27 protein-coding genes are annotated in these 25,432 nt (G+C 72.6%); 14 read left to right on the top strand and 13 right to left on the bottom strand.

All coding sequences use genetic code 11. From position 1 onward, the window contains the following. Positions 1–58 precede the first annotated feature (58 nt). Positions 59–1,306: an amidohydrolase gene (locus TOK_RS15125; RefSeq protein WP_098958478.1), complete on the top strand. Its 1,248-nt coding sequence runs from the start codon at positions 59–61 to the stop codon at positions 1,304–1,306. 186 nt (positions 1,307–1,492) lie between these two features. Here the strand turns inward: TOK_RS15125 and TOK_RS15120 are convergent, their stop codons facing one another. After that, positions 1,493–2,077, bottom strand: a complete 585-nt coding sequence (locus tag TOK_RS15120) for a TetR/AcrR family transcriptional regulator (protein WP_172457577.1) — start codon at positions 2,075–2,077, stop codon at positions 1,493–1,495. A 303-nt stretch (positions 2,078–2,380) separates the two neighbouring features. On the opposite strand from TOK_RS15120, the gene TOK_RS15115 reads away from it, so the two are divergent. The 11 genes from TOK_RS15115 (at position 2,381) to TOK_RS15065 (ending at position 14,237) form a co-directional block, all read left to right on the top strand. Then, complete coding sequence (locus TOK_RS15115) at positions 2,381–3,694, top strand: MFS transporter (RefSeq protein ID WP_253258396.1); 1,314 nt, start codon at positions 2,381–2,383, stop codon at positions 3,692–3,694. 7 nt (positions 3,695–3,701) lie between these two features. Continuing rightward, entirely contained in the window at positions 3,702–4,145 is a 444-nt protein-coding gene (locus TOK_RS15110; RefSeq protein WP_098958475.1) for a MaoC/PaaZ C-terminal domain-containing protein, read from the top strand. After that, positions 4,142–5,788: an AMP-binding protein gene (locus TOK_RS15105; RefSeq protein WP_253258395.1), complete on the top strand. Its 1,647-nt coding sequence runs from the start codon at positions 4,142–4,144 to the stop codon at positions 5,786–5,788. The genes TOK_RS15110 and TOK_RS15105 overlap by 4 nt, the downstream gene beginning before the upstream one ends. After that, positions 5,785–6,567, top strand: coding sequence for an enoyl-CoA hydratase/isomerase family protein (locus TOK_RS15100; protein WP_098958474.1), 783 nt, complete (start codon positions 5,785–5,787; stop codon positions 6,565–6,567). Before TOK_RS15105 ends, TOK_RS15100 begins: the two co-directional genes overlap by 4 nt. Continuing rightward, positions 6,564–7,064 carry a MaoC family dehydratase gene (locus TOK_RS15095; RefSeq protein ID WP_253258394.1) on the top strand — a complete coding sequence of 167 codons (501 nt, stop codon included), beginning with the start codon at positions 6,564–6,566 and terminating at the stop codon, positions 7,062–7,064. The genes TOK_RS15100 and TOK_RS15095 overlap by 4 nt, the downstream gene beginning before the upstream one ends. Next, positions 7,061–8,611, top strand: a complete 1,551-nt coding sequence (locus tag TOK_RS15090) for an acyl-CoA carboxylase subunit beta (RefSeq protein ID WP_098958473.1) — start codon at positions 7,061–7,063, stop codon at positions 8,609–8,611. Before TOK_RS15095 ends, TOK_RS15090 begins: the two co-directional genes overlap by 4 nt. Further along, on the top strand, positions 8,608–9,399 hold the full coding sequence (locus TOK_RS15085; RefSeq protein ID WP_098958472.1) for a CoA ester lyase: 792 nt from the start codon (positions 8,608–8,610) through the stop codon (positions 9,397–9,399). The genes TOK_RS15090 and TOK_RS15085 overlap by 4 nt, the downstream gene beginning before the upstream one ends. Continuing rightward, positions 9,396–11,135 (top strand): biotin carboxylase N-terminal domain-containing protein, encoded by a 1,740-nt coding sequence (locus tag TOK_RS15080; RefSeq protein WP_098958471.1) that lies wholly within the window; start codon positions 9,396–9,398, stop codon positions 11,133–11,135. Before TOK_RS15085 ends, TOK_RS15080 begins: the two co-directional genes overlap by 4 nt. A 91-nt stretch (positions 11,136–11,226) precedes the next feature. Further along, on the top strand, positions 11,227–11,949 hold the full coding sequence (locus TOK_RS15075; protein WP_098958470.1) for a FadR/GntR family transcriptional regulator: 723 nt from the start codon (positions 11,227–11,229) through the stop codon (positions 11,947–11,949). Between the two features lie 300 nt (positions 11,950–12,249). Beyond that, positions 12,250–12,672, top strand: a complete 423-nt coding sequence (locus TOK_RS15070) for a hypothetical protein (RefSeq protein ID WP_253258393.1) — start codon at positions 12,250–12,252, stop codon at positions 12,670–12,672. Continuing rightward, positions 12,669–14,237, top strand: a complete 1,569-nt coding sequence (locus TOK_RS15065) for a GMC family oxidoreductase (RefSeq protein WP_098958469.1) — start codon at positions 12,669–12,671, stop codon at positions 14,235–14,237. Before TOK_RS15070 ends, TOK_RS15065 begins: the two co-directional genes overlap by 4 nt. Positions 14,238–14,248: 11 nt before the next feature. On the opposite strand, the gene TOK_RS15060 is transcribed toward TOK_RS15065, so the two are convergent. Beyond that, complete coding sequence (locus TOK_RS15060; protein ID WP_098958468.1) at positions 14,249–14,551, bottom strand: hypothetical protein; 303 nt, start codon at positions 14,549–14,551, stop codon at positions 14,249–14,251. 74 nt (positions 14,552–14,625) lie between these two features. After that, a complete protein-coding gene (locus TOK_RS15055; RefSeq protein WP_098958467.1) occupies positions 14,626–15,075 on the bottom strand; it encodes a gamma-glutamylcyclotransferase in 450 nt (149 codons plus the stop codon). Between the two features lie 124 nt (positions 15,076–15,199). On the opposite strand from TOK_RS15055, the gene TOK_RS15050 reads away from it, so the two are divergent. Together TOK_RS15050 and TOK_RS15045 are read left to right on the top strand one after the other, a co-directional pair. Beyond that, positions 15,200–16,600, top strand: coding sequence for an NAD(P)H-quinone dehydrogenase (locus TOK_RS15050; protein WP_098958466.1), 1,401 nt, complete (start codon positions 15,200–15,202; stop codon positions 16,598–16,600). Positions 16,601–16,704: 104 nt separating this feature from the next. Further along, a complete protein-coding gene (locus TOK_RS15045; RefSeq protein WP_141566406.1) occupies positions 16,705–17,064 on the top strand; it encodes a hypothetical protein in 360 nt (119 codons plus the stop codon). Positions 17,065–17,133: 69 nt separating this feature from the next. Here the strand turns inward: TOK_RS15045 and TOK_RS15040 are convergent, their stop codons facing one another. The 10 genes from TOK_RS15040 to TOK_RS14995 all read right to left on the bottom strand — a co-directional run bounded on the left by TOK_RS15040 (position 17,134) and on the right by TOK_RS14995 (position 25,294). Further along, positions 17,134–17,604, bottom strand: coding sequence for a hypothetical protein (locus tag TOK_RS15040; RefSeq protein ID WP_098958464.1), 471 nt, complete (start codon positions 17,602–17,604; stop codon positions 17,134–17,136). A gap of 231 nt (positions 17,605–17,835) precedes the next feature. Continuing rightward, complete coding sequence (locus TOK_RS33390) at positions 17,836–18,066, bottom strand: hypothetical protein (protein ID WP_216361977.1); 231 nt, start codon at positions 18,064–18,066, stop codon at positions 17,836–17,838. A gap of 193 nt (positions 18,067–18,259) precedes the next feature. Next, on the bottom strand, positions 18,260–20,032 hold the full coding sequence (locus TOK_RS15030) for an acetyl/propionyl/methylcrotonyl-CoA carboxylase subunit alpha (RefSeq protein WP_098958462.1): 1,773 nt from the start codon (positions 20,030–20,032) through the stop codon (positions 18,260–18,262). A 184-nt stretch (positions 20,033–20,216) separates the two neighbouring features. Next, a complete protein-coding gene (locus tag TOK_RS15025) occupies positions 20,217–20,663 on the bottom strand; it encodes a hypothetical protein (RefSeq protein WP_098958461.1) in 447 nt (148 codons plus the stop codon). Beyond that, a complete protein-coding gene (locus TOK_RS15020; protein ID WP_098958712.1) occupies positions 20,660–21,541 on the bottom strand; it encodes a DUF692 domain-containing protein in 882 nt (293 codons plus the stop codon). The genes TOK_RS15025 and TOK_RS15020 overlap by 4 nt, the downstream gene beginning before the upstream one ends. Next, positions 21,534–22,451, bottom strand: coding sequence for a TIGR04222 domain-containing membrane protein (locus TOK_RS15015; RefSeq protein WP_098958460.1), 918 nt, complete (start codon positions 22,449–22,451; stop codon positions 21,534–21,536). Before TOK_RS15015 ends, TOK_RS15020 begins: the two co-directional genes overlap by 8 nt. Positions 22,452–22,574: 123 nt before the next feature. Continuing rightward, positions 22,575–23,006 (bottom strand): SufE family protein, encoded by a 432-nt coding sequence (locus tag TOK_RS15010; protein ID WP_098958459.1) that lies wholly within the window; start codon positions 23,004–23,006, stop codon positions 22,575–22,577. After that, positions 22,999–23,901 (bottom strand): sulfurtransferase, encoded by a 903-nt coding sequence (locus TOK_RS15005; protein ID WP_098958711.1) that lies wholly within the window; start codon positions 23,899–23,901, stop codon positions 22,999–23,001. The genes TOK_RS15010 and TOK_RS15005 overlap by 8 nt, the downstream gene beginning before the upstream one ends. Positions 23,902–23,942: 41 nt before the next feature. Next, on the bottom strand, positions 23,943–24,572 hold the full coding sequence (locus TOK_RS15000) for a nucleoside triphosphate pyrophosphatase (RefSeq protein ID WP_098958458.1): 630 nt from the start codon (positions 24,570–24,572) through the stop codon (positions 23,943–23,945). Between the two features lie 65 nt (positions 24,573–24,637). After that, positions 24,638–25,294 (bottom strand): potassium channel family protein, encoded by a 657-nt coding sequence (locus TOK_RS14995; RefSeq protein ID WP_253258392.1) that lies wholly within the window; start codon positions 25,292–25,294, stop codon positions 24,638–24,640. Positions 25,295–25,432 lie beyond the last annotated feature (138 nt).

The following is a 25,432-nucleotide window of genomic DNA, read 5'->3' as shown; positions in this document are numbered from 1 at the left end:
TTCACACGGCTGGCGTTCCACACGGAGCGCACACGGACCCGAGGGACGGTGATGAGGCGTGACGCTGTTGGAGGCGGACGCCGGACTCGCGGCGCTCGGTGACCTCCCGGTGACCGACCTCGGAGCCGGCACCGGACCTGACTGGCTGGATGCGTGGCTCGACGCGCGCCGCGGCGACGTCGTCGCCTGGCGCCGATCCCTGCACTCACTCCCGGAGCTCGGCCGCGCCGAGCGCCGCTCCACCGAGATGGTGGCCCGCCGGCTCATGGCCGCGGGGCTCGAGCCGCGCACGCTCCCCGGCGGCACCGGCCTCGTGTGCGACGTCGGGTTCGGCGACCGTTGTGTCGGCCTGCGCGCCGACCTCGACGCGCTGCCGCTGCAGGAGGACACCGGGCTGCCCTTCGCGTCGACGGTCCCGGGCGTCATGCACGCCTGCGGGCACGACGCGCACACCGCGATGGTGCTCGGTGCCGGGCTCGCGCTCGCGGCCGCGCCGTCGTTGCCGGGGCGCGTGCGGCTGGTCTTCCAGCACGCCGAGGAGGTCCAGCCCGGCGGCGCGCTCGACATGGTCGCCGACGGCGCGATGGAGGGCGTGGAGCGCATCTTCGCGCTGCACTGCGACCCGCGCCTGGAGGTCGGCAAGGTCGGCACCCGCGTCGGGCCGATCACCTCGGCGTGCGATCTCATCGAGATCCGGCTGACCTCGCCCGGCGGCCACACGGCCCGTCCTCATCTGACGGCCGACCTGGTGCAGGCCATGGGCCTGCTCATCACCCAGCTCCCCTTGCTGCTGACCCGCCAGGTCGACCCGCGTTCGGGAACCGTGCTGGTGTGGGGGGCGGTCGAGGCCGGCCACGCCGCCAACGCCATCCCCCGCAGCGGCACGTTGCGCGGCACGCTGCGCACCGCCGACCACGCGACGTGGAACGAGGTCGAGGCCAAGCTGCGCTCGCTCGTGGCGTCGGTACTGGCGCCGACGGGTGTCGGCTACGTCCTCGACCACATCCGGGGCGTCCCGCCGGTGGTCAACGAGGCCGTGAGCGCGGGCATCCTGCGCGAGGCGACGATCGCCTCGGTCGGCCCCGAGGCGGCCAGTACCACCGAGCAGTCCTCCGGCGGCGAGGATTTCGCCTGGTACCTCGAGGAGGCGCCGGGCGCGATGGCACGGCTCGGCGTGTGGTCGGGTGTCGGCCCGATGCGCGACATCCACCAGCCGACGTTCGACCTCGACGAGCGCGCACTGCCCGTCGGCGTCCGGGTCCTGGTGCAGTCGGCGCTGGCGGCCTTCGAGGTCCCGCCCGCCTGATCCACTGCGAACCACAGAGGGCCGGCCCCCGACGGCCCCTCCCGCCGCCCGGCGGCTCCCCCACAGGAGCCCCGGGCGGCTCCATGTCCGACGGGGCACTGCATTCGAGCCGCGCCGAGACCGCGATACTCGCGCTGCGGCAGACTTGCACGCGAGCCGGTGAGGACGTCCTTCGCTGAACGATCGTTAAGTCACCGTGCCGACGATCCGGAGTGCGTAGTCGGCGTACTGGTCGGCGACCTGGCGGGCGGTGTAGGTGCCTGCGGGGCGGAACCAGGCCTTGGCGCTGTTGCCCATCTCGAGGATGAGGTAGCTGGCGGTGCGCGGGTCGGCGACGTGGAAGCGGCCCTCGGTGCAGCCGCGCTCGACGATGCCGCGGATGCGAGCGCCGTAGGCGTCGCGCTTGCCGATGATCGTGGTCCGGTAGGGCTCGACGAGGCTGCGGATCTCGGTGTTGCAGACCGTCACCTCGGCCGGGTTCTCCAGGAAGTCCAGCACGGTCGCGGCGGCTGCGGCGCGGAGCTGCTCGGCGACGTCGGTGACCCCGGTCAGTGCGGCGGCCAGCGCGTCGAGCGCCCGGTCCATGGCGACGTCCATGATCGAGAACAGCAGGTCCTGCTTGGACGGGACGTGGTTGTAGAGGTTCGGCGCGGAGACGCCGAGTACCTGCGCGATGTCCTTCATGGACGTGCCGCGGTAGCCCTGCGCCGCGAAGAGGTCGCGCGCCGCCTGGTGGACCGTCTCCGAGGAGACAGGCGTTGACCGCGTCACGCGGGTCACACTATCGTGGATTCCGCCCTGAATGAACGTTAATTCAGGCAGGGCGTGTCCCAGTACGGAACAGCGCTACCCGGAACCACCCGGAACGCAGCACGAGACCCGTCGGCGAGGCCAGTCGCCGGGCCCCGCGAGCGGCCGCTCCTGCCACGCGGCCCCCGCGCCAGTCCCTGACCGTGGACGACGACGAAGTCCGCGGCCCGCCCACCACGGGCGGACCGCGCGGTCCGACGAGGAGACGACATGGCGACGCCTGCAGCATCGACCCCGGCGGGTTCGACACCCGTGGGGACGCAAGTGCGGCCACCGATGCGCCGGGTGGCGCTGTCGGTGCTGATCGGCACGACGATCGAGTGGTACGACTTCCAGCTCTACGGCGCGGCGGCCGCCCTGGTGTTCGCGCCGCTGTACTTCCCGAACGTCGACCCCCTCGCGGGCACGCTGCTCGCGTTCTCGACGTTCGCGATCGGCTTCGGCGCCCGCCCCATCGGCGGGATCGTGTTCGGGCACTTCGGCGACCGCATCGGCCGCAAGAAGGTTCTGGTCATGTCGCTGACCATGATGGGGGTCGCGACGTTCCTGATCGGCCTGCTGCCGACGTACGCGACCATCGGCATCTGGGCGCCGATCCTGCTGGTGGTGCTGCGGCTGTTCCAGGGCTTCGGGGTCGGCGGCGAGTGGGGCGGCGCGGTGCTCACAGCAGTCGAGTACTCGTCGAAGGGCAAACGCGGCCTCTACGGCAGCCTCCCGCAGATCGGCGTCCCCGCCGGTCTGCTGTTGTCGACCCTCGCGTTCCTGGCGGTCAGCGGCCTGCCCGACGACCAGTTCCGCAGCTGGGGCTGGCGCATCCCGTTCCTGATCAGCATCGTGCTCGTCGCGATCGGGCTGTTCATCCGGCTGAAGCTCACCGAGACGCCGGTGTTCGAGAAGGTCCGCGAGACCCGGACCGAGGCCCGCGTGCCGCTGTGGCTCGCCATCAGGACGTACCCGCTGCAGATCCTGCTGGCCATCGGCTCGATCGTCAGCACGGGCTCGTACTTCTACATCGTGAACACCTACGCGCTGAGCTACGGGCCGTCGGCGAAGACGTTCTCGCGCAACGAGATGCTGGTCGCGATCCTGATATCCGCGGCGGTCGCGGCGGCGATGCTGCCGGTGTTCGGCGCGCTGTCGGAGCGCTTCGGCCGCAGACGGATGATCCTGGCCGGCCTGGCGGCGATGGCGGTCTGGATCTATCCGACGATGCTGGCCGTCGACAGCGGGAACCTGGGGCTGCTCATCGGGGCCTACCTCGTGGGCGCGGTCTTCTTCAGCATCTCCTACGGCCCGCAGGCCACCTACATCGTCGAGATGTTCGACGCCCGGGTGCGCTTCAGTGCGGCGTCGACGAGCTTCCAGATCGGCGTGCTCCTCGGTGGGGCGCTGGCGCCGATCATCGCCGCGGCGCTGGTGCGAGCGACGGGCACGGTGCTCTCGGTGGCTGTCTACGTGTGCGTGATGTCGCTGATCTCGCTGGTGTGCGTCTGGGCGATCAGCGCGAAGACGATCGCCCGCGGGAGTGCGGACCTCGACGACCCGTCCGCCGCCGACCTCCAGAAACAGCAGGGATGAGAGCCGCGTGATCACGACCTACCTGGACGACATCCGCGTCGGCGACACCTCGGTGTCGCGGGCCAGGACGATCACCGAGACCGACCTCGTGCAGTTCGCGATGGTCACCGGTGACTGGCACCCGATCCACACCGACAAGGAGTACGCCGCCGCGGACCCGAGGTTCGGGCAGCGCATCGCGCACGGCGCGCTGGTGATCTCGTTCGGGCTGGGTCTGGTGGAGTTCTGGCCGCCGGCGATGAAGGCCTTCTACGGCTTCGACCGGCTGCGGTTCGTGGCGCCGACCGTCATCGGGGACACCGTCCGCGTCGAGACCGAGGTGCTCGACGTGGCGGAGCGCCCCGACGGCGACGGCGTCGTCACCTACCGGTTCGTCGTGCTGAACCACCGCGACGAGCAGCGCTGCGTCGCCGACCTGAAGGCGCTCGTGGCCCGGAAGCCGGAGGGATGAGCGACGTGCACGTGTACCCGCGCGAGGAGCGCACCATCGGCCGGGTCCTGGCGGAGAAGGCGCAGCGCGTCGGCGGCCGGCCCTTCCTGCGTTTCCGTGACGCCGAGAGCCGCTGGACCGACGTCACCTACGCCGACCTGCACCGGATCACCGACGACTACGCCCGCGGGTTCGCCGCCCTCGGGGTCGGCAAGGGGACGACGGTCGCGGTGATGCTGGGAAACTGCCCGGAGTTCCTCTACACGTGCTGGGGGCTGGGCAAGCTCGGTGCCGTCTCGGTCCCGCTCAACACCGCGGCGAAGGGCGACCAGCTCGAGTACTACCTGCGCCAGTCGGGATCGGAGTGGGTGGTCGCGGAGGCGGACTTCCTCCCGACGCTCGACAAGGCGTTGCGCGGAGCGGACACCGTGAGCGGCCTCGTCGTGCACGGGCCCGGCGGAGGCGGGACGGACACCGCCGTGCGGCCGGGCGTCGACGTCCACGATCTCGCCGACGTCGCCGCGACCGGGGGTGAGACCCCGGCGACGGAGGTCAAGCCCTCCGACCCGATGCTGATCATGTACACCTCCGGGACGACGGGGCCGTCCAAGGGCGTGGTCTCGCCGCACTCGCAGGGCCACGCCGTCGGCGAGCTGATGGCCCGGCACTGCGAGTACGGGCCCGACGACGTGCTCTACACCTGTCTGCCGCTCTTCCACGGCAACGCGATCTGGTACTCGGTGTACGCGGCGCTGTGGGGCGACTCGTGCATCGCGCTCGCCCCGCGGTTCTCGGCGCGCTCGTTCTGGACCGACATCCGCGAGTCGGGCGCGACCGAGTTCAACGCGTTGGGCGCCATGGCCAACATCATCTGGCAGCTCCCGGAGGGCCCCGGCGACCGCGACCACTCGGTGCGCTCCGCGATGGTCGTCCCGACGACACGCCCGCTCGTCGACGGCTTCAAGCAGCGCTACGGCATCACCGTCACCTCGGTGTTCGCGATGACCGAGAACTGCGCGGTGACGGTGCTCGGCCCGCACGACCCGCCGGAGAAGGCGGCGTCGGCGGGGCGGGTGCGCGACCACGTCGACGTCCAGATCGCCGACGACGACGGCGTGCCGTTGCCCGTCGGGGAGGTCGGCGAGATCTGCATCCGGCCCAACGGCCCCGGGATGATCATGCTGGGCTACCACGACATGCCGGAGGCGACCGTCGGCGCGATCCGCGACCTGTGGTTCCTCACCGGCGACCGCGGGCGCCTCGACGAGGACGGCTACCTGTACTTCTCCGAGCGCAAGAAGGAGGCCATCCGCCGGCGCGGGGAGAACATCTCCGCATACGAGCTGGAGACCATCCTCTGCAAGCACCCCGACGTGCACGAGGTGGCGGCCGTTGCGGTGCCGTCGGACCTCTCGGAGGACGACGTCATGGTCTACGTCGTGCCGGCCGAGGGTGCGTCGCCGGACTTCGCCGAGCTCGTCGGCTACTGCGTCGACAACATGGCGTACTTCATGGTGCCCCGGTACTGGCAGCTCATCGACGAGCTGCCGAAGACCCCGAGCCAGAAGGTGGAGAAGTTCAGGTTGAAGGCGGCGGCGGTGGAGGGCAGGGACGAGTTGTGGGACCGCGAGAAGGCGGGCATCACGGTGCGGAGGAACGCATGAGTGCGGTCGAGGTCGTGATCGACGGCGGATCGGCGTCGATCACCCTGACCCGGGAGAAGGCGCACAACGCGATGAGCCCCGACCTGGTGGAGGGGCTGCAGTCCGCGGTGGAGAAGGTGACCGACGCGGGCTGCCGGGTCGTGACGGTCCGCGGCCGCGGCAGGGCCCTCTCGGCCGGGGCCGACCTGCCCCACCTGCTCGGACTCGGCGACGACCGCGACGCTGTCGCCGCCTACATCGCGGAGATCGGCGCCGCGCTCGATGCCATCGAGGCAGCGCCGTTCGTCTCGGTCTGCATCGTCGACGGGTACGGGGTCGCGGGTGGCTGCGAGCTGATGCTGGCGTGCGACCTCGTCGTCGCCTCCACCGAGGCCAGGATCGGCGACCGGCACATGGAGTACGGGATGATCCCCGGCGCGGGCGGCTCGGTCCGGCTGCCCCGCGCGCTGCCCGCCGCACTGGCCCGGCGGCTGCTCTACACGGGCGAGATCGTCGACGGCGCGACCGCGGCCGCGATGGGGCTCGTCGGCTGGTGCGTGGAGCCCGGCGAGCTGGAGTCGACGGTCGGCGGCATCGTCGCGCGGCTGATGCGGCACAGCCCGTCCGCGCTCGCGGGCGTCAAACGCATGTATGCCGACGGGCTCGCCGCGCCCTACCGCGAGGCGCTCGCGGCCGAGCAGCGCACCGTCGTCGACCACCTCACCGGCAACCCCGACGCCCGCGAGGGTCTCGCCGCGTTCGCCGGCAAGCGCGCACCGAACTTCCAGGGAGCCCGATGACCTTCCAGCAGAAACGTGACGCGCAGGGCCGGGTCGTGTCCGGGCTCTGGTTCGAGGAGCTCACCGAAGGGCTCGTCGTCGAGCACGCGATCCGGCGCACCGTCACCGAGACCGACAACGTCCTGTTCACGACGATGACGATGAACCCGGCCGCCGCGCACCTCGACGCGGACTACGCGAAGAGCACCGAGTTCGGGCAGGTGCTGGTCAACAGCATGTTCACCGTCGCGCTCGTGGTCGGGCTGTCGGTGCCGGAGCTGACCCACGGCACGATCCTGGCCCAGCTCGGCATGGACGACGTCACCTTCCCGAAGCCGGTGTTCGTCGGCGACACGATCCGCGTCGAGTCCGAGGTGGTCTCCGCGCGGGCGTCGAAGAGCCGGCCGACGCAGGGGATCGTCGTGTTCGAGCACCGCGCCCACAACCAGCGTGACGAGCTGGTCTGCAAGGCCCGTCGCACCGGCCTGATCCGTCGATCCCCGGAGGCGTCGTCGTGACCGCGCTCGACACGGGGACGCCGGTCCCCGCGGCCCCGGACGCCGACGACGTCGCCGCCGCCCGCGACGCCGCGCTCGCCGGGCTCGACACCTCCCGCTGGCCCGCGAAGCTCCCGGTCCGCGACCGGCTCACGCTGCTGTTCGACCCCGGCACGTTCGTCGAGGACGGGCTGCTCGCCAACGCGCGCAGCGAACGGCTGCCCGCCGACGGCGTCCTCACCGGGGTCGGCCGGATCGAGGGGCGGCTCGTCGCCGTCATCGCCCACGACTTCACGGTCAAGGCCGGTTCGTGGGGTGAGCTGGGCTGCGAGAAGCAGATCCGCATCCTCGAACGCGCCGACCGCGACCTGCTCCCCGTCGTCTACCTCGTCGACTCCGCGGGTGGGCGGCTCAACGACCAGATGGGCTTCTTCCCCGGCCGCCGAGGCGCCTCACGCATCTTCCACCTGCAGGTCCGGCTCTCGGGCCGGGTGCCGCAGGTGTGTTGCCTGCTCGGTCCGTCGGCCGCGGGCGGTGCGTACATGCCGGCGTTCACCGACTGGGTCGGCATGGTCGAGGGCAACGCGTCGATGTACCTGGCCTCGCCGCGCGTCGCGGAGAAGGTCACCGGCGAGATCACGACACTCGACGAGATGGGCGGCGCGCGCATGCACGCCACCGTCTCCGGCTGCGGCGACGAGGTCTTCGGGTCCGACGGTGAGGCCATCGCCGCGGCCCGGCTGCTGCTGACCTACCTGCCCGACTCGTTCGAGAAGCGGCCTGCGACGACGCAGTCCTGCCCGCCCGCGTTGCCGCACTGGCCCGAGGACCTCGTGCCGAGCGACCCCAACCAGCCCTACGACGTCAACGACGTCATCGACCGGATCGTCGACGCCGGCTCGTTCTTCGAGATCAAGTCGGGCTGGGCGACGGAGATGGTGTGCGGGCTGGGCCGGCTCGACGGGCGGGTCGTCGGCATCGTCGCCAACCAGCCGTCGGTGCGCAGCGGCGCGATCTTCGTCGACTCCGCCGACAAGGCCGCCCGCTTCATCTCGCTGTGCGACGCCTTCAACGTCCCGATCCTGTTCCTGCAGGACGTCCCCGGGTTCATGGTGGGGGTCGCCGTCGAGCGGCAGGGGATCATCCGGCACGGGGCGAAGATGCTGGTCGCGATGGCCTCGGCCGAGGTGCCGCGGTTCACCGTCGTGCTGCGCAAGGCCTACGCCGCGGGCTACTACGCGATGTGCGCGCCCGGGTTCGAGCCGCGCGCCACTCTCGCCCTGCCGACGGCGACGATCGGCACCATGGCTCCCGAGGCGTCGGCGAACGCCATGTACGCCAACAGGATCGCCCAGATCGAGGACGAGGGGGAGCGGGCTGCGTTCGTGGCCCGCCGGGTCGCCGAGCAGGAGGCGGAGGTCAACCTGCTGCGGATGGGCAGCGACCTGGTCGTCGACGCCGTCGTCCAGCCCGGCGACCTGCGGGCCGAGCTGATCGCCCGCGTCGCCGCCGCCGACGGTTGGCAGCGGACCCACGACCAGCGCCATCACGTCGTGAGCCCGGTATGAGAAGCCTGCTGTTCGTCCCGGCCGACAAGCTCGACCTGCTCGCCAAGGTCCCCCGGTGGTCTCCCGACGCGGTCGCCGTCGACCTGGAGGATGCCGTCGCCGTCGCGGGCAAGGACGCCGCGCGCGCCGGTCTGTGCGACGCGCCGCTCGACGCCGGGGGCGCCACCGTCCTGGTGCGCGTCAACCCGCCCGGAACCCCGTGGTTCGACGACGACCTCGACGCGGCGCTGAGCAGCGGCGCGGCCGGGGTGATCGTCCCCAAGGCGGAGGACCCCGCGGTGCTCGCCGACGTCCGGGAGCGCACCCGGGGCCGGATCCTGATGGCGGGCATCGAGTCCGCGCTCGGCGTCGTCAACTCCCGGGAGCTGTTCGCCCACGCCGACACCGGGTTCTTCGGCGCCGAGGACTACATCGCCGACATCGGCGGGCGCCGCAGCCCCGGGAGCCTGGAGGTGCTCTACGCGCGCAGCCAGACCGTGCTCGCGGGGCGGCTCGCGGGCATCCCGCTGCTCGACCAGGTCGTCACCGCGATCGACGACGCCGAGGCCTTCCTCGCCGACGCCGCTGCCGGCCGCGACCTCGGGTTCGCCGGGAAGATCTGCATCCATCCGTCGCAGGTGGCGCTGGCGCACGAGGTGTTCACACCGTCGCCGGACGAGATCGCGCGCGCGAGGCGGGTGCTGGAGGCCGAGTCGGCCGGGGTGGCCGTCGTCGACGGGGAGATGGTCGATGCCGTGCACCTGAAGCTCGCGCGCCAGGTGCTGGCGCGCGCGGGGGAGAGCTCATGAGAACCGTTCTCGTCGCCAACCGCGGGGAGATCGCCGTCCGCATCGTGCGGGCCTGTCACGACGCGGGGCTGCGCGCCGTCGGCGTGTACTCCGACGTCGATGCCGGTGCGCCGCACACACTGCTGGCGGACGAGGCCGTCGCGCTGTCGGGGGGTGGCTACCTGTCGGCCGCCGCTATCCTCGACGCCGCCGCGTTCGCCGGAGCCGACGCGGTCCACCCCGGCTACGGCTTCCTGTCCGAGGATGCCGGGTTCGCGCAGGCGGTGATCGACGCCGGACTGGTGTGGGTCGGTCCGTCGCCCGAGTCGATGCGAGCCTTGGGGGACAAGGTGTCCGCCCGCTCGATCGCCCGGCGCGTGGGCGCCCCGATGGCGCCCGGCACGACGCGACCGGTCGAGGGGGCGGCCGAGGTCGAGGCCTTCGCCGCCGAGCACGGCTTCCCCGTCGCGATCAAGGCGGCGTTCGGGGGTGGGGGCCGCGGGCTGAAGGTGGTCCACGAGGCGGGGGAGATCGCGGGCGCGTTCGAGTCCGCCGTCCGCGAGGCGACCGCGGCGTTCGGCCGCGGCGAGTGCTTCGTCGAACGGTTCCTGCCGCGGGCGCGCCACGTCGAGGTGCAGATCCTCGCCGACAGCCACGGCGCCGTCTCCGTGCTGGGCACCCGCGACTGCACGGTGCAGCGCCGCAACCAGAAGCTGATCGAGGAGGCGCCCGCGCCGTTCCTGTCCGACGACCTCCGCACGACGCTGCACGAGTCGGCGACGGCGATCTGCCGGGAGGCCGGCTACACCAACGCGGGCACCGTCGAGTTCCTCGTCGCCGACGACGGCACCACGACGTTCCTCGAGGTCAACACCCGGCTGCAGGTCGAGCACCCGGCGACCGAGGAGGTCACGGGTGTCGACGTCGTCGGCGCGCAGCTGCGGATCGCCGCAGGTGAACCGCTGGACCTGCCCGCCGACGTCCCCGTCCGCGGGCACGCGATCGAGTTCCGGATCAACGCCGAGGACGCCGACCGCGGCTTCGCGCCCGCACCCGGCACCGTCACCCGGTTCGACGTGCCGTCGGGTCCCGGGGTGCGCGTCGACTCCGGCATCGCGCCGGGCGGACGGGTCGGTGCCGAGTACGACTCGTTGCTGGCCAAGGTGATCGTCAGCGGCCGCGACCGGGCGCAGGCGCTCGCGCGGGCGCGGCGCGTGCTCGCCGAGATCCGGGTCGAGGGGGTGCGCACGGTGCTCGACGTGCACCGCGACGTCCTCGCCGACCCGGCCTTCACCGGCACCGACTCGCTCGGCGTGTACACGCGCTGGGTCGAGGAGGAGTACCTCCCGCGCCGCGAGCCGCCCGTGCCCGACCCGACCGTCGGACTGCTGCGGCTGGGCCGGCGCACGCTGCGGGTGTCGTTGCCGGGCATGGCCGAGCTGACGGGGGCGTCGGCCGAGGCCGTCCGGGCGGGGCTGCTCGCGGGCGCCGACCGCGGCGGCAGCGCCGCAGCGTCGCCGGAGCAGCTCGTCTCGCCCATGCAGGGCACCGTCGTCCAGCTCGCGGTGAGCGAGGGTCAGCAGGTGGCTGCCGGCGACGTCGTCGCCGTCGTCGAGGCGATGAAGATGGAGAACGCCGTGCGCGCCACGGTGTCCGGAACGGTGACGGAGCTGCCGGTGAAGATCGGCGACAGCGTCGCGCAGGACGCGCTGCTGTGCCGCCTGGAAGTGTCCGCCGCAGACCCGGCCCCTGCCTGACGGGCCGGGCGACGACCGTCAGGTCGTGCGCGGAGGTCTCGGACTCCTCGCGTCGGCCGTACACTGCGGCTCCGCCGACGCGAGGAGTCCTATGCAGACGGGTGGTCCGCAGCAGCGGCATCTCGGGAGCTCGAGCGTCGTCACACGGGTCGAGAACGCCCTGCGCGACGACCTCGCGTACGGCCGGTGGGCGGCGGGGGACAAGCTCCCGGCCGAACCCGCCCTGGCTCGCGAGATGGGGGTGGGGCGGTCGTCGCTGCGCGAGGCGATCAAGCTCCTGACCCGCGAGGGCCTGCTCGTCGTGCAGCACGGCAACGGCACGTTCGTCGCCGACCGGCTGCCGGTTCCGATGGCCGTCGGGCTGACCGCCGACGCCGACGCGGGCACGTCGCAGCTGCTCCGCCGGGCCCGGATCCTGGAGGTCTACCAGGTGCGCCGGGCCCTGGAGGTCGAGGCGGCACGCATCGCGGCCGAGGTGGCCTCGCCCGATGACATCGACGCCCTCGAAGAGGTGCTGGCCCGGCGTCAGTCGTTGGTCGGGGGCGACACCGCCGCGTTCGTGGAGGCCGACACCGCCTTCCACCGTGGGGTGGTGGCCATGACCGGCAACGGCCTGCTGCTCGACCTGTTCGACCGGTTCCGGGAGTCGCTGGCCCACGCGCTGGCCGCGCTCGTCGACCAGGAGCCGCTGCCCGACACCGCCGACGAGCACGCGGCGCTCCTCGACGCGATCCGGTCCGGCGACCCGGCGGCGGCGACGGCGGCGACGGTCGCGAACTTCGACGTGATCTTCGAGATGTTCCGGACGACCTGAGCTCCTCTTCTCGGGCGTTGCGCCGATCGGGTGGAAGTTCAGGCATCAGATGTCTGAACTCTTGCCACCCGACCGGAGACGACGGCGGAGGGTGACAGGGCTGGACGGACCCGGCCGACGGGGCTCTGACGTGCTGGTCCCCGGTCCGTCTGGGGTCGCGCGGGGTCCTCGTCGGGGCGACACCACCGGCGCCCGAAAGGTCCGTTGTCTCGATCAGCGAGAATCAGCCGGGGCTTGTGACCGGGGCCACCGAGGGGCTGTGATCCGGGCTCGAAGTCTTCTCGACGCGGAGAGGTATCCATGTCACTTGTCGCCCCCGCGGACCACGCCACGCTGGTCCGGATGCTCCGGGTGATGTTCCCGCACCCCACGTTCCCCGACGGCCCCTACGAACGGACCGCCGAGGCGGTCGTCGGCGGCGACGCCCGTACGCGCGCCCAGGTCTGTCAGGGCCTCACCGATCTCGACCGGCTCCGTGACCGCCCCTTCGCCGACCTCGACGACGCCGCGGCCCTCGCCCTGCTCCGCGAGATCGAGACCACCGCCTTCTTCGGCGCGGTGAAGGCGACCGCCCTCGTGAGGTTCTACGACGACCACGAGGTCTGGGACCTGCTCGGCTACGAGGGTCCGTCGTTCGACCAGGGTGGCTACGTGAACCGGGGGTTCGACGACCTCGACTGGCTGCCCGACCCCCAGATCGAGTACGAGGAGGAATCGGCATGAGCCGTTTCGACCACGACGACTCCGACGTCGTCGTCATCGTAGGCTCCGGCGCCGGCGGCGGCACCCTCGCCAACGAGCTGTGTCAGCAGGGGATCCGCACCGTCGTGCTGGAGGCCGGCCCGCACCTCACCGGCGCCGACTACGAGAACGACGAGTGGAAGGCCTTCGCGCAGATGGCCTGGACCGACCCGCGGACGGCGTCGGGTAGCTGGCAGGTCGCGACGGACTTCCCCGGGCTGCCTGCGTGGATCGTCAAGGCCGTCGGCGGCACCAGCACCCACTGGGCCGGTGCCTGCCCGCGGTTCAAACCGCACGAGTTCACCACCCGGTCGGTCTACGGCGACCTCGCCGGCGCGAACCTCCTCGACTGGCCGATCGGCCTCGACGATCTCGCGCCCTACTATGACCGGGCCGAGATCAAGATGGGCGTCACCCACGTCCACGGCCGGCCGCCGCTGCCCGCCAACAACAACTACAAGGTCTTCGCCAACGGTGCCCGCAAGGTCGGGTACAGCCGGGTCTCCACCGGGCCCTATGCCACCAACGCCGAGCCGTACGACGGTCGTCCCGCGTCGGTCCAGGACGGGTTCAACTTCCAGGGCGACAAGAACGGCTCGAAGTGGTCGACGCTGGTCGCCGAACTGCCGAAGGCCGAGAAGACCGGCAACCTCGACCTGCGCCCCGACAGCCACGTCGTGCAGATCCTCCACGACGGCCGCGGTCGCGCCGACGGTGTGCTCTACGTCGACGGGGAGGGTGTGCTGCGCCGGCAGCGCGCGTCGGTGGTGTGCGTCGCCGGGAACTCGATCGAGACCCCGCGGCTGCTGCTGCTGTCCGCGTCCGCGCTGTTCCCCGACGGTCTCGCCAACTCGTCGGGTCAGGTGGGCCGCAACTACATGCGCCACACCACCGCGACGGTGTGGGGGCAGTACGACAAGCCGGTCAACATGCACCGCGGCGAGACGATGGCCGGGGTGATCGCCGACGAGTCGCGGCTCGACACCGACCGCGGGTTCGTCGGTGGGTACTACATGGAGACGATCTCGCTCGGACCGGCGTTCTTCTCCTCGTTCGTCGCACCCGGGTCGTGGGGTCCCGACCTCGCGATGTACCTCGACGACTATCGCAACACCGCGGGGATGTGGGTGATCGGGGAGGACATGCCGCAGGAGGGCAACCGGATCACCCTGAACCCCGCGGTCACCGACGCCCACGGGCTGCCCGTCGCCGACGTGCACTTCGACGACCACGCCAACGACGTCGCGATGCGTGAGCACGGTCAGCGGCAGGGCGCTGCGGTCTACGAGGCCGTCGGCGCGAAGCGGATCATCCAGACGCCGCCGTACCCGTCGACGCACAACCTCGGCACGTCGCGGATGAGCGAGCGGCCGGAGGACGGCGTCGTCGACCGGTTCGGCCGGGCGCACGACGTGCCCAACCTGTTCGTCTCCGACGGGAGCCAGTTCACCACGGGCGCCGGTGCCAACCCGACGCTGACGATCGTGGCGCTGGCGATCCGGCAGGCCGAGTACATCGCGGGGGAGTACCGCGCCTCGGTGGCCTGAGGTCCGCCGGGTCAGGCAGGCGCGGTGAAGGGGCCCGCGGCGACGTGTTCGGTGCGGGCGGCCTCGAGGGCCGCCCGCACCGCGGCGTCGGAGATGACGTCCAGCAATGCCGTCCCGTGCGGGGAGTCGACGAGCCGGGCGACGGGATCCGTGCCGGGCTCCTCGGGGACCTCGCGGCACAGGACCTGACGCACCCAGCTGTGGTGTGCGACCTCGTCGGCGGCGCGCGCGTAGACGACCTCGGGAAAGCTGCCCGGCGGGAACAAGGAGCGGGCCAGCCGTTCGAGCAGTGGCTGGTCGCAGGGAAGGCCCATCCCGCGAGCCTAGGCGAGCAGTCAGATGTCTGACAACTATCGGTCGCTCGGCGTGGCGAGCCCGGCCGGAACGGTCAGACGGACTTGCTCGACGGCCGGCTGCGCAGGGCGGCGACGTAGTCGTCCGGGGCGCCGGCCAGCTCCGCCGCGTCGGCGATGACACCGAGGTAGCGCGCCGAGGGCATCCCGCCCTCGTAGGCGTCGAGCACGTAGATCCAGGCCAGGACATCGCCCTCGAGGGTGTGCACGCGCAGCCGGAGCTTCTTGTGCAGCCCCAGCTCGCCACCCTCCCAACGGTCGAGAGTGGCCGCATCCTGGTCGGGCACGTCGTAGAGCACGACGAAGACCTGCGAACCCGGGTGTTCGACGACCGTCGCGAGGGCGCCCTCCCAGGCGAAGTCCTCACCGCCGAAGGTCAGCCGCCAGCCCTGCAGCCACCCCGATCCCGCCATGGGCGAGTACGGGGCGCGCTCCTTCATCTGGGCGGGGTCCATGTTCGACCCGTACGCGGCGTAGAGCGGCACCCGCACAGACTAGTCATGTGCCCCCGGGCCACGATCGACGACCTCACCCGGGGGCCACACCCCGTTCACAGGACGGGCGTACTGTCTGCGGCGTCCCGTTCGACGCCGAGGAGGGCGAACCTGCGTGACCCGGATCGTGATCATGGGCGGCGGACCTGCCGGCTACGAGGCGGCACTCGTCGCCGCGCAGCACGGGAGCGAGGTCACCGTCGTCGAACGTGACGGCATGGGCGGCGCGTGCGTCCTCGACGACTGCGTCCCGTCCAAGACCTTCATCTCCACCGCCGCCGTCCGCGTCGACCTGCACCGGGCCGAGGACCTCGGCGTCCTGCTCGACCGCAACACCGCCGGCGTCGACCTGCCCAAGGTCCACGGCCGCGTGCTCAGCCTGGCCCGCGCCCAGTCCGCCGACATCCGTGACCGCGTCGCGGGCGAGGGCGTCCGGATCATCGACGGCACCGCCTGCTTCGGCGAGCCCATCCCCGGGTCCCCGCAGGTCGTCGACGTCACCACCGCCGACGGCATCGAGGAGTCGCTGCCTGCCGACATCGTCCTCGTCGCCACCGGCGCGACCCCGCGCATCCTCGACTCCGCCGTCCCCGACGGCGAGCGTGTCCTGACCTGGCGCCAGCTCTACGACCTGCCGGCGCTGCCGGAGCACCTGATCGTCGTCGGGTCCGGGGTGACGGGCGCGGAGTTCGTGTCCGCCTACGTCGAGCTCGGCTGCCGTGTCACGCTCGTCTCCAGCCGCGACCGCGTGCTGCCCGGCGAGGACGCCGACGCCGCCGCGGTGCTGCAGGAGGTCTTCACCGAGCGCGGCGTCGAGATCCTCGCCAACGCCCGTGCCGAGTCGGTCACGCGCGAGGGCGACGGCGTCGTCGTCATCCTCACCGACGGGACCGAGGTCCGCGGCTCGCACGCACTCATGACCGTCGGCTCCGTCCCCAACACCGCGGGGCTGGGGCTCGAGAAGGTCGGCGTCCACACCGACGGCGGCGGGTTCGTCACCGTCGACCGGGTGTCGCGCACGTCCGTGCCGGGCGTCTACGCCGCGGGAGACTGCACCGGCATGCTCATGCTGGCCTCGGTCGCCGCCATGCAGGGCCGCATCGCGATGTGGCACGCCCTCGGCGAGGGCGTCGCCCCCATCAAGCTGCGCACCGTGGCCGCCAACGTGTTCACCCGCCCCGAGATCGCGACGGTCGGCATCAGCCAGCGTGTGATCGACGCCGGGGAGGTCGCGGCCCGCACCGTCATGCTGCCGCTTGCCACCAACCCGCGCGCCAAGATGCGCGGCCTGCGCCGGGGCTTCGTGAAGCTGTTCTGCCGGCCTGCGACGGGCGCGGTCATCGGCGGCGTCGTGGTGGCGCCGGTGGCGAGCGAGCTGATCCTGCCCATCGCGCTCGCGGTGCAGAACGGTCTCACCGTCGACGACCTCGCCCACACCTTCTCCGTCTACCCCTCGCTGTCGGGGTCGATCACCGAGGCGGGCCGCCAGCTCATGCAGCACGACGACCTCGACTGACGACACATCTGCGGCCGGGATGTGAGGATCGTGGCGCGGATCCCGGGGGCGGATCGGGGACAACCCCGATTCCCGGGCCCGGCGCCGGGGCGATGCTCGACGGCATGACCACACTGCAGAACGCCATGACCCGGGTGCCGGTCGTCCCCGTCGTGGCCGCGGCCGTCGCGTCGCAGTTCGTCGACGACCTCGCCTACTTCGTCCTGCCGCCCGTCGCGATCATCGCGCCGGTGTCGGCCTTCCTCGCGGTGCTGCTGACGGCGGTCGGCGCCCGCGTCGTCACCCGGAAGCTGACCGGGCCGTCGGTGGCGCGCACCGGTCTCGCGGTCGGCGCCGTGTCGGCGGGCATCGGGCTCCTGGTCGGCGGCTTCGGCTGGCTGGGCATGATCCTCGCGACGGCGACGCTCGTCGCGGGTGTGGCGGGTGCGGTGATCGGCCGCAAGAACCAGGCGCTCACGGACTGACCTGCTCCAGGACCGACCCGAACCGACGAGACCCCCGCACCGGCGAACCGGGCGGGGGTCTCGTGGGTACTACGCGGAGCGGGCGACGCCGCGGCGGCAGCCCGGCAACGGGCAGACCGCGGCGTCGGGCAGCGTGTCCCTGACCGCGGGGTCCGTGCTGGTCGCGACGAACGGCCAGTGGCCGACGAAGCGTTGCACGTACCAGTACAGGAACACGTGGTCCTGTGCCTCCGGGCCGGCGACGAACACCGCCGGCGCCGGGAGCGCATCGACCCAGCGCACATACGCACTGGTCGCGGCGGCCGGCGGACGGGGTGCCCGCCGGGTGGTGAGCCAGTCGTCGGCCCGGCCGCGCCAGGACCTCAGCGCGATCGGGTGGATCGTGGCCCCGGGCAGCTCTCGCAGGTTGACGGTGAACGTCGACACCAGGGTGCCGTCCGCGCGGTGCGCGGCCGACGCCACGGTGAGCAGCGAGTACGGGCCGGGGATCGGACCTTCGACGTGGATGTGGTTGCTGACGAACACGTTCTCGTGGGGCATGACGGATCCTGGAGTCCGGAGTGTCGATGGACGCGTTCGTGGCGTGGCTCGGCCGACGCGGTGAACGGGATCCGCGGCGCGGTCACTCCGCGTGGCGGAAGTACCGGCCCCGTGGATGGTCACACGGGTGTGGAGTTGTCAGGCGCGCTGCCGTGCGGCGGGACGCCCGGCCGCCGTCACCTGCGTGACGGACGACGTGCCGGTCACGGTAGCCAGCAGTCGATCATCGGGTCAAGCGGCGCCTACGATCGCTCCTGGGCCCGTGACCAGGCCGAAGTCCGCTGCGGGCGCGGTGTTGTCGGCCGACCACCGGACCCGGTCGACCCCGAGCGCGCCCGCGGCGAACCTCAGCACCGGGGGCAGGCAGTCGCCGACCGCACCGGGCCATGCCGGCCGCTCGCGGACCCGCAGGTCGGCCGAGGTGTCCGCGAGCGCCCCGACCAGCGCGATCTCGCCGACCATCTCCCCGGTCGTCGGCTCGCAGACGGCCCAGGTGCACGTCGTGTCGTCCGCCCAGCCCGCCGCGGCGGCCGCGACGCCGGCTCCGTCGTCGACACCGAGGTCGGTGTAGGCGGGCCGGTCGTCGACACGGTCGTCGGAGCGCGGCGCCCGCAGGTACCAGGCGCCCGCGTTGATCTCGACGGGTTCCAGTGGGTCAGTCCTTGATCTCGCAGATGACCGAGCCCTGGGTGATCGACGCGCCGGGCTCGGCGGACAGGCCGGTGACGGTGCCGTCCTTGTGCGCGGTGACGGGGTTCTCCATCTTCATCGCCTCGAGGACGACGACGAGGTCGCCGGCGGAGACGGTGTCGCCGTCGGACACCGCCACCTTGATGATCGTGCCCTGCATGGGCGCGGTGACCGAGTCGCCGGACGCCTTCGTGCCGCCGCCCCCGGACTTCCCGCGCTTGCGCGGAGCGGGCTTCGCCGCGCCGCCCCCGCCGTTGCCGATCGCGAGGTCGCCGGGCAGCGACACCTCCAGGCGTCGCCCGCCGACCTCGACGACGACCGACTGGCGGGGCGCCTCGTCGGACTCCTCGTCGCCGGCACCGGTGAAGGGCTCGACGGTGTTGTCCCACTCCGTCTCGATCCAGCGGGTGTGGACGGTGAAGTCCTCCTCGGTGCCGGCGGTGAACGCCGGGTCGGCGACGACGAGCCGGTGGAACGGCAGCACCGTGGCCATGCCGTCGACCTGGAACTCGGCGAGCGCGCGCCGGGACCGCTCGAGGGCCTGCGCCCGGTCGGAGCCGGTGACGATCAGCTTGGCCAGCAGTGAGTCGAAGTTGCCCCCGACCACCGAACCGGCCTCGACGCCCGCGTCGACCCGCACGCCGGGGCCCGCCGGGTAGCTGATCGACGACACGGTGCCGGGCGCGGGCAGGAAGCCGCGGCCTGCGTCCTCGCCGTTGATGCGGAACTCGATGGAGTGCCCGCGGGGAGCCGGGTCCTCGGTGAGGTCGAGCTTTTTGCCCTCCGCGATGCGGAACATCTCGCGGACGAGGTCGAGCCCGGAGGTCTCCTCGGAGACCGGGTGCTCGACCTGCAGCCGGGTGTTGACCTCGAGGAACGTGATCAGCCCGTCCTGGCCGACGAGGAACTCGACGGTCCCGGCGCCGTAGTACCCGGCTTCCTTGCAGATCGCCTTGGACGACTCGTAGAGGGTGGCGCGCTGCTCGTCGGTGAGGAACGGCGCGGGGGCCTCCTCGACCAGCTTCTGGAAGCGGCGCTGCAGCGAGCAGTCGCGGGTGCCGACTACTATCACGTTGCCGTGCTGGTCCGCGACGACCTGGGTCTCGACGTGGCGCGGCTTGTCGAGGTAGCGCTCGACGAAGCACTCGCCACGGCCGAACGCCGCGGTGGCCTCGCGGACCGCCGACTCGTAGAGCTCGGCGATGTCCTTCTCCTCGCGCGCCACCTTCATGCCGCGCCCGCCACCCCCGAACGCCGCCTTGATCGCGACGGGCAGGCCGTGCTCCTTGGCGAACGCGATCACCTCGTCGGCGCCCGACACCGGGTCGGACGTGCCGGGCACGAGGGGGGCGCCGGCGCGCATCGCGATGTGCCGGGCGGTGACCTTGTCACCGAGGTCGCGGATCGACTGCGGGGACGGCCCGATCCAGGTGATGCCCGCGTCGATGACGGCCTGGGCGAAGTCGGCGTTCTCCGACAGGAAGCCGTAGCCGGGGTGGATGCCGTCGGCCCCGGCCTGCTTCGCGGCGCCGATGACCTTGTCGATGTCGAGGTAGGTCTCGCCGGCGGTGCTGCCGCCCAGCGCGAAGGCCTCGTCGGCGAGCCGGACGAAGGGGGCGTCACGGTCGGGGTCGGCGTAGACCGCCACGGAGGTCAGACCCGCGTCCTTCGCGGCGCGGATCACGCGGACCGCGATCTCTCCCCGGTTGGCGACGAGGACCTTGGTCAGCTCGGGCACGTCCGCTCCTCCATGGTCGGCCGACCCGTTGCGCCGGCGCAGTGGTCCCGCGAGTCTAAGAGGACCGGCGGCCCGGTCCGGGGGCGGAGTTCTGTGGCGTTTCCGACTCTGCGGGCCGCATCACGGTGTCCACGACGTCTTGATCGTGTCAGCGGTGTGGCGCAGGTCGCAATTCGTGGCCGGATCAGGCGCCGCGGCCGCCGAGACGGTGGGTACGGCCCCCGACCTGCACGAACAGATGCCCGCCGCCGCGACGGACCGCGGGCAACCGGCGCCGCGTGGGCGCGGACGTGCCGTCGTGGCGCCACCCGGCCTCGCGCTCGGCGAGCTCGCCGGCGGCGGACGAGGGCAGCGCGCCCCTGGCACGCAGGGCGCGGGCGACGTCCCAGCCGTCGCGCAGCGACCCGCCCGGGGCCACCCCGTCGAGGTGCTCGGCGACGGCGGCGGGCCAGCGCCGTCCGAGGGCCGCGGCGAGCAGCGGCCAGGCCCGGGCCGCCTCCCCCGCGCGCTTGCGCAGCAACGCCCGGCGGACCGTCGCCAGCCGGACGGCGTCGAACCCGTCGGGCACCGCGGCCTCGCCGACGAGGGCGTCGACCAGCGCGGCCTGCGCCGCGGCCAGCTGCTCGCTCATACGGCAGGGCTCGTCGGTCGCGGGTCCCGGAACCCGGCGGTGCGTGCGATCGACGTGACCTCCGCGGCGAGCTGCGCCGCGGGTGGGTAGTGGCCGTCGCGCTCCAGCATCACCGCGGCCGGCCGCGCCCGGTCGCACAGCTCCCCGAGCAGCGCCAGGACCTCGTCGGGCACCGCGTCGGTGTGGGTGTCGTGGTAGACGCCGGGGTCGCCCGCGGCGGCGTCGCCGTCGTGCTCGGACCCGCCCGCGACGTGCACGTACGCGATCCGGTCGAGCGGCAGCGCGTCGAGCACCGCACGCGGGTCGGCGCCGCGGTTGAGCGCGTTGGCGTGCACGTTGGCGACGTCGAGCAGCAGCAGCGCACCCGTCCGGTCGAGCAGCCGGGTCAGGAACTCGGCCTCGGTGAACTCCTCGCCCGGCCAGTCGACCAGCGCGGCGATCGGTTCCAGGGCGAGCGGCACGTCCAGCTCGGCCTGGGTGGTGGTCACGTTGGCGACGAGGACGTCGAGCGCTTCGCGGGTGCGCGGCACCGGCAGCAGGTGCCCGGCGTCGCGGCCCGCGACCCGGGTGAACGACACGTGCTCGCTGACCAGAGGCGCGCCGACCGCGGCGGCGCACGCGGCGAGGTGCTCGGCGCGGCGCCGGTCGAGCCCGTCGGCGCTGCCCAGCGACAGCCGCACGCCGTGCGGGACCACCGGGACTCCGCGATCCCGCAGCTCCACCACCCCTCGAGGTGGAGCTGCGGGATCGACCGACTCTGCGATGACCTCGCAGAAGCCCAGCCCCGGCAGGTCGGCGACCACACCGGCGATCTCGGGGCGCCAGCCGACGCCCGTCCCCTGCACGCGGCGCGCGGGGTCGCGTGCAGGATCAGCCACCGCAGCCACCACCACCCCCGCCGCAGCCACCCCCTCCGCCGTCGCTGCCGCCCCCGCCACAGCTGCTGCCGGAGTCGCCCCCGGAGCTGCCGCCGCCGGCGGCCGCCGCGCGCTGCGCCTCGAGCTCGGAGGCGAACGCAGGGTCGGACGCCCACAGGGCGCTCATCCCGTAGACCCCGACCCCCAGCGCGGCCCCCGCCGCGCCGTAGGTGATCCAGTCGGGCCGGTTGGCCGGGGACAGCCGGTGGTGCCGGGCCCGCAGCATCGAGACGGTGTCGTCGCCCAGCGGGGTGCGCCGCGGCACACGCAGGGTCAGCACGAGGCCGACGACGGTCACCCCGAGGAACGCCGCGACCAGGAAACCGACCGGCTTGCCGTTGGCGATCCCGGCGATCAGGCGCAGGAGGCCGAGGGCGGCGACGGCCAGCATCCAGGCGCCCGAGGTCCGGACGGCGCGCCGCTCGTCGGCGTCGAGGAGCAGCCCGTCGTCGACGAGGCGGCGCTCGATCCGGTCGAGGGCGTCACGCATCGGCGTGTGCAGCCGCAGCCGGGTCCGCGCGACCGGCGACGACGCGGTCTGGTGGACCGCCCTCTCCAGGTCGTCGGCGCCCGCGGGCAGGGTGCCCGCGGCCACGACGGTGCCGCGCCCGGCCGTCGCGATCGTCTGCGCGACGCGCATCGACGACAACGCGGCGAAGACGGCCAGGTCGGCGCCGCCGTTGAGATAGGCGATGTCGTACGGCTGGGCGGTGAGGTCCACCGACGGCCGGTCCCCGCGGCGCCGGCCCGTGGCGGCCTTGCGCGTGCGGACCGCGGCGATCCAGACGGCGACGGCCAGGAGCAGGTAGAAGATGATGAACGTCTGGCTGCTGATGCCCCAGGTGTCCCCTGCGGCGGCGAGTGGCCTCATGTCAACGCACCCCCTGTGACTCGTCCTCGTGGGACGAGGCACAGTGTGTCGGCCGTCATGGACCGGACGGAACGTTCCTCACCAAGACTTGAGGTTCGAGATCGTCGCCGCGCTCCGTCGTGCTCAGGCCGTGTGCGCCCGGACCTGCTTCTTGATCCGGGAGAGCATCGCCGCCATCCCGCGCAGCCGCAGCGGGCTCACCGCCTCGCCGAGCCCGAGCGCGATGTAGAAGTCGTCGGGCACGGCCAGGACGTCGGCGGCGGGCTCACCGTCGAGACCCGTGTGCATGATCGACGCGAAGCCCCGCGTGGTCGGGGCCTCGGGCGGTGCCGAGAAGAACAGGTGCACACGTTCCGCGTCGTCGACCTCGACCGCCAGGAACAGCGGCGACTGGCACTCGTGCACCTGCTCCATCGAGTCGGCCGCGTCGGCGTAGCGCTCGGGGAGACCGGGCAGCTCCTGCGACAGCTCGAGCAGCAGCTGCAACCGGTCCTTGGGCCCGACGGCCGAGAAGTCGTCGACCAGCTCCGCGAGCGCTTCGGGGAGTTCAGCCACGCTCGGACCCCTGGGCGACGGGCACGCGGACGGCGTTGCCCCACTCGGTCCAGCTGCCGTCGTAGTTGCGGACGTGGGCGAAGCCCAGCAGGTGGGTGAGCACGAACCAGGTGTGGCTGGAACGCTCCCCGATCCGGCAGTAGGCGACGACGTCGTCGTCGGCCGACAGGCCCTGCTCCTGCAGGTAGATCGCCTCGAGCTCGGCGCGGGACCTGAAGGTCGCGTCCTCGGCCGCCGCCCGCGCCCACGGCACGCTCGCCGCGCCGGGGATGTGGCCGCCGCGGACCGCCCCCTCCTGGGGGTAGTCGGGCATGTGCAGCAGCTCGCCGGAGTACTCGCCGGGCGAGCGGACGTCGACCAGGGCGCCGTCGCCCGACCGCACCTTCGGCAGGTGCGCGAGCACGTCGTCCTTGAACGCGCGCAGCGTCACGTCGTCACGCTCGACGACCGGGTACTCGACCGTCGCCGGCGTCGGCTGCTCGGTGGTCATCTCGCGGCCCTCGGCGACCCACTTGGCGCGGCCGCCGTCGAGGATGCGCACGTCGGCATGGCCGAACAGGGCGAACACCCACAGCGCGTAGGTGGCCCACCAGTTGTTGCGGTCGCCGTAGAACACGACGGTGGTGTCACGGCCGATGCCACGCTCGCCGCAGATCTCGGCGAAACGGGTGCCGTCGACGTAGTCGCGCGTGACCGGGTCGTTCAGCTCGGTGTGCCAGTCGACCTTCACCGCGCCCGGGATGTGCCCGGTGTCGTAGAGCAGGACGTCCTCGTCGGACTCCACGACCACGAGGCCCTCGGTGCCGAGGTTCGCGGCGAGCCACTCGGTGGTGACCAACCGCTCCGGGTGGGCGTAGTCGGCCAGTTTCGGGTCGGTGTCTGCGGGCAGCGCCATGGCTCCGACGATAGTCCGCGGCACCGACACCCGGAGCGCCGTCACCCGGTCCGGTCGGCCCACAGGCCCGCGGGCGAGAGGCCGACCGCGCCGAGCAGTCGTCGTACCAGCGGCAGGCTGATCCCGATGACGTTGGACGGGTCGCCGTCGATCCCCTCGACGAACCAGCCACCCAGCCCGTCGAGGGTGAACGCGCCCGCCACCGCGAGCGGCTCGCCCGTCGCCAGGTAGGCCTCGAGCTCGGCGTCGGTGGGCTCGCCGAAGCGCACGGTCGTGACCGAGTGGCCCTCCGCGACCCGGTCGATGTCGCCGTCGTCGAGACGCAGCACGGCGTGGCCGGTGACCAGCTCCCCGGTGCGGCCGGCCATCGCCTTCCAGCGCCGGCGGGCGGTGTCGACGTCGTGCGGCTTCCCGACCAGCTCGTCGTCGATCAGCAGCATCGAGTCGCAGCCGACGACGACCGCGTCCGGGTGCGGGCCCGCGACGCGACGGGCGACGGTGGTGGCCTTGGCGCCGGCCAGCGCGGTGACCTTCTCGGCTGCCGAGGCGTCCGGGATCATGGCGAGGAGGGCGTCCTCGTCGACGTCGGAGACCGACACGACGGGGTCGAGCCCGGCGGCGCGCAGGACCGAGAGCCGGGCGGGGGACGCGGAGGCGAGGACGAGACGCACCCCGTGAGCCTACGGACGCCCCATCCGTCGCACCGTCCACTCTCCCGGGCTGCGTGCGGGAACAACTACTCGACGTCGGCGGCTCGAGGTGATCGTTCGTCGCGCCCTCGCGGGTCAGCCCTCGTCGCCCCGCCGACGCCGGGGGGAGCCGTGGAGCCCGCGACCTCGCGACGCCGGACGGCCAGCTCCACCGCGCCCCACAGGACCTTCGCCACCAACCCGAGCGCGACCAGCCCGCAGAGCATCTGGCTCATCGTGACGACCCGCGCGACGTCGGTCCGTGGCGCGATGTCGCCGAACCCGACCGTGGCGAAGACCGTGACCGTGAAGTAGAGGGCGCCGGTCCGGCTCAGCACCTCGGAGAAGCTGTCCGGCAGGTTGATCGAGATCACGCAGTAGGTGGCGGCGTAGAGCACGATCAGGAGCGTGAGCCCCGAGGTGATGGCCTGGATCGCGCGGAGCCGAGGGACGATCGACCGGGTGATCGACCGCACCTGCCATGCGACGACCACGGCGAAGACGACCAGCCCGAGCCCGAACCGGAGCCAGGTGCCGCCGTCGAGCTGCCGGTCGAGCGGCACCCCGTAGTAGACGACAAGCAGGAGCGCGACGGTGAGCGCGGACCGCAGGACGGACCCGGCCAGCAGACGCCGGCGGGCGCCGGCAGGGAGGTCCGTGTAGCTCGTCGGTCCGTACCCGGCGGCCGGAGCCAGCTTCGCCACAGCCGTCCCCCTCCGCCCGCCGGACACCCCGGCTGCGAGCGAACACCGGGAGCGTCGGCGACGTCGTCACCCGGGCCGGGTGACCCCCACCCCGCCACAGCGGGCGTGGATGTCCCTGCGCCCGGGTCATCCCGCGGG

This window comes from Pseudonocardia sp. N23 (assembly GCF_002583555.1).
Classification (GTDB): domain Bacteria; phylum Actinomycetota; class Actinomycetes; order Mycobacteriales; family Pseudonocardiaceae; genus Pseudonocardia.
This window is presented reverse-complemented; position numbering and strand designations above follow the sequence as displayed.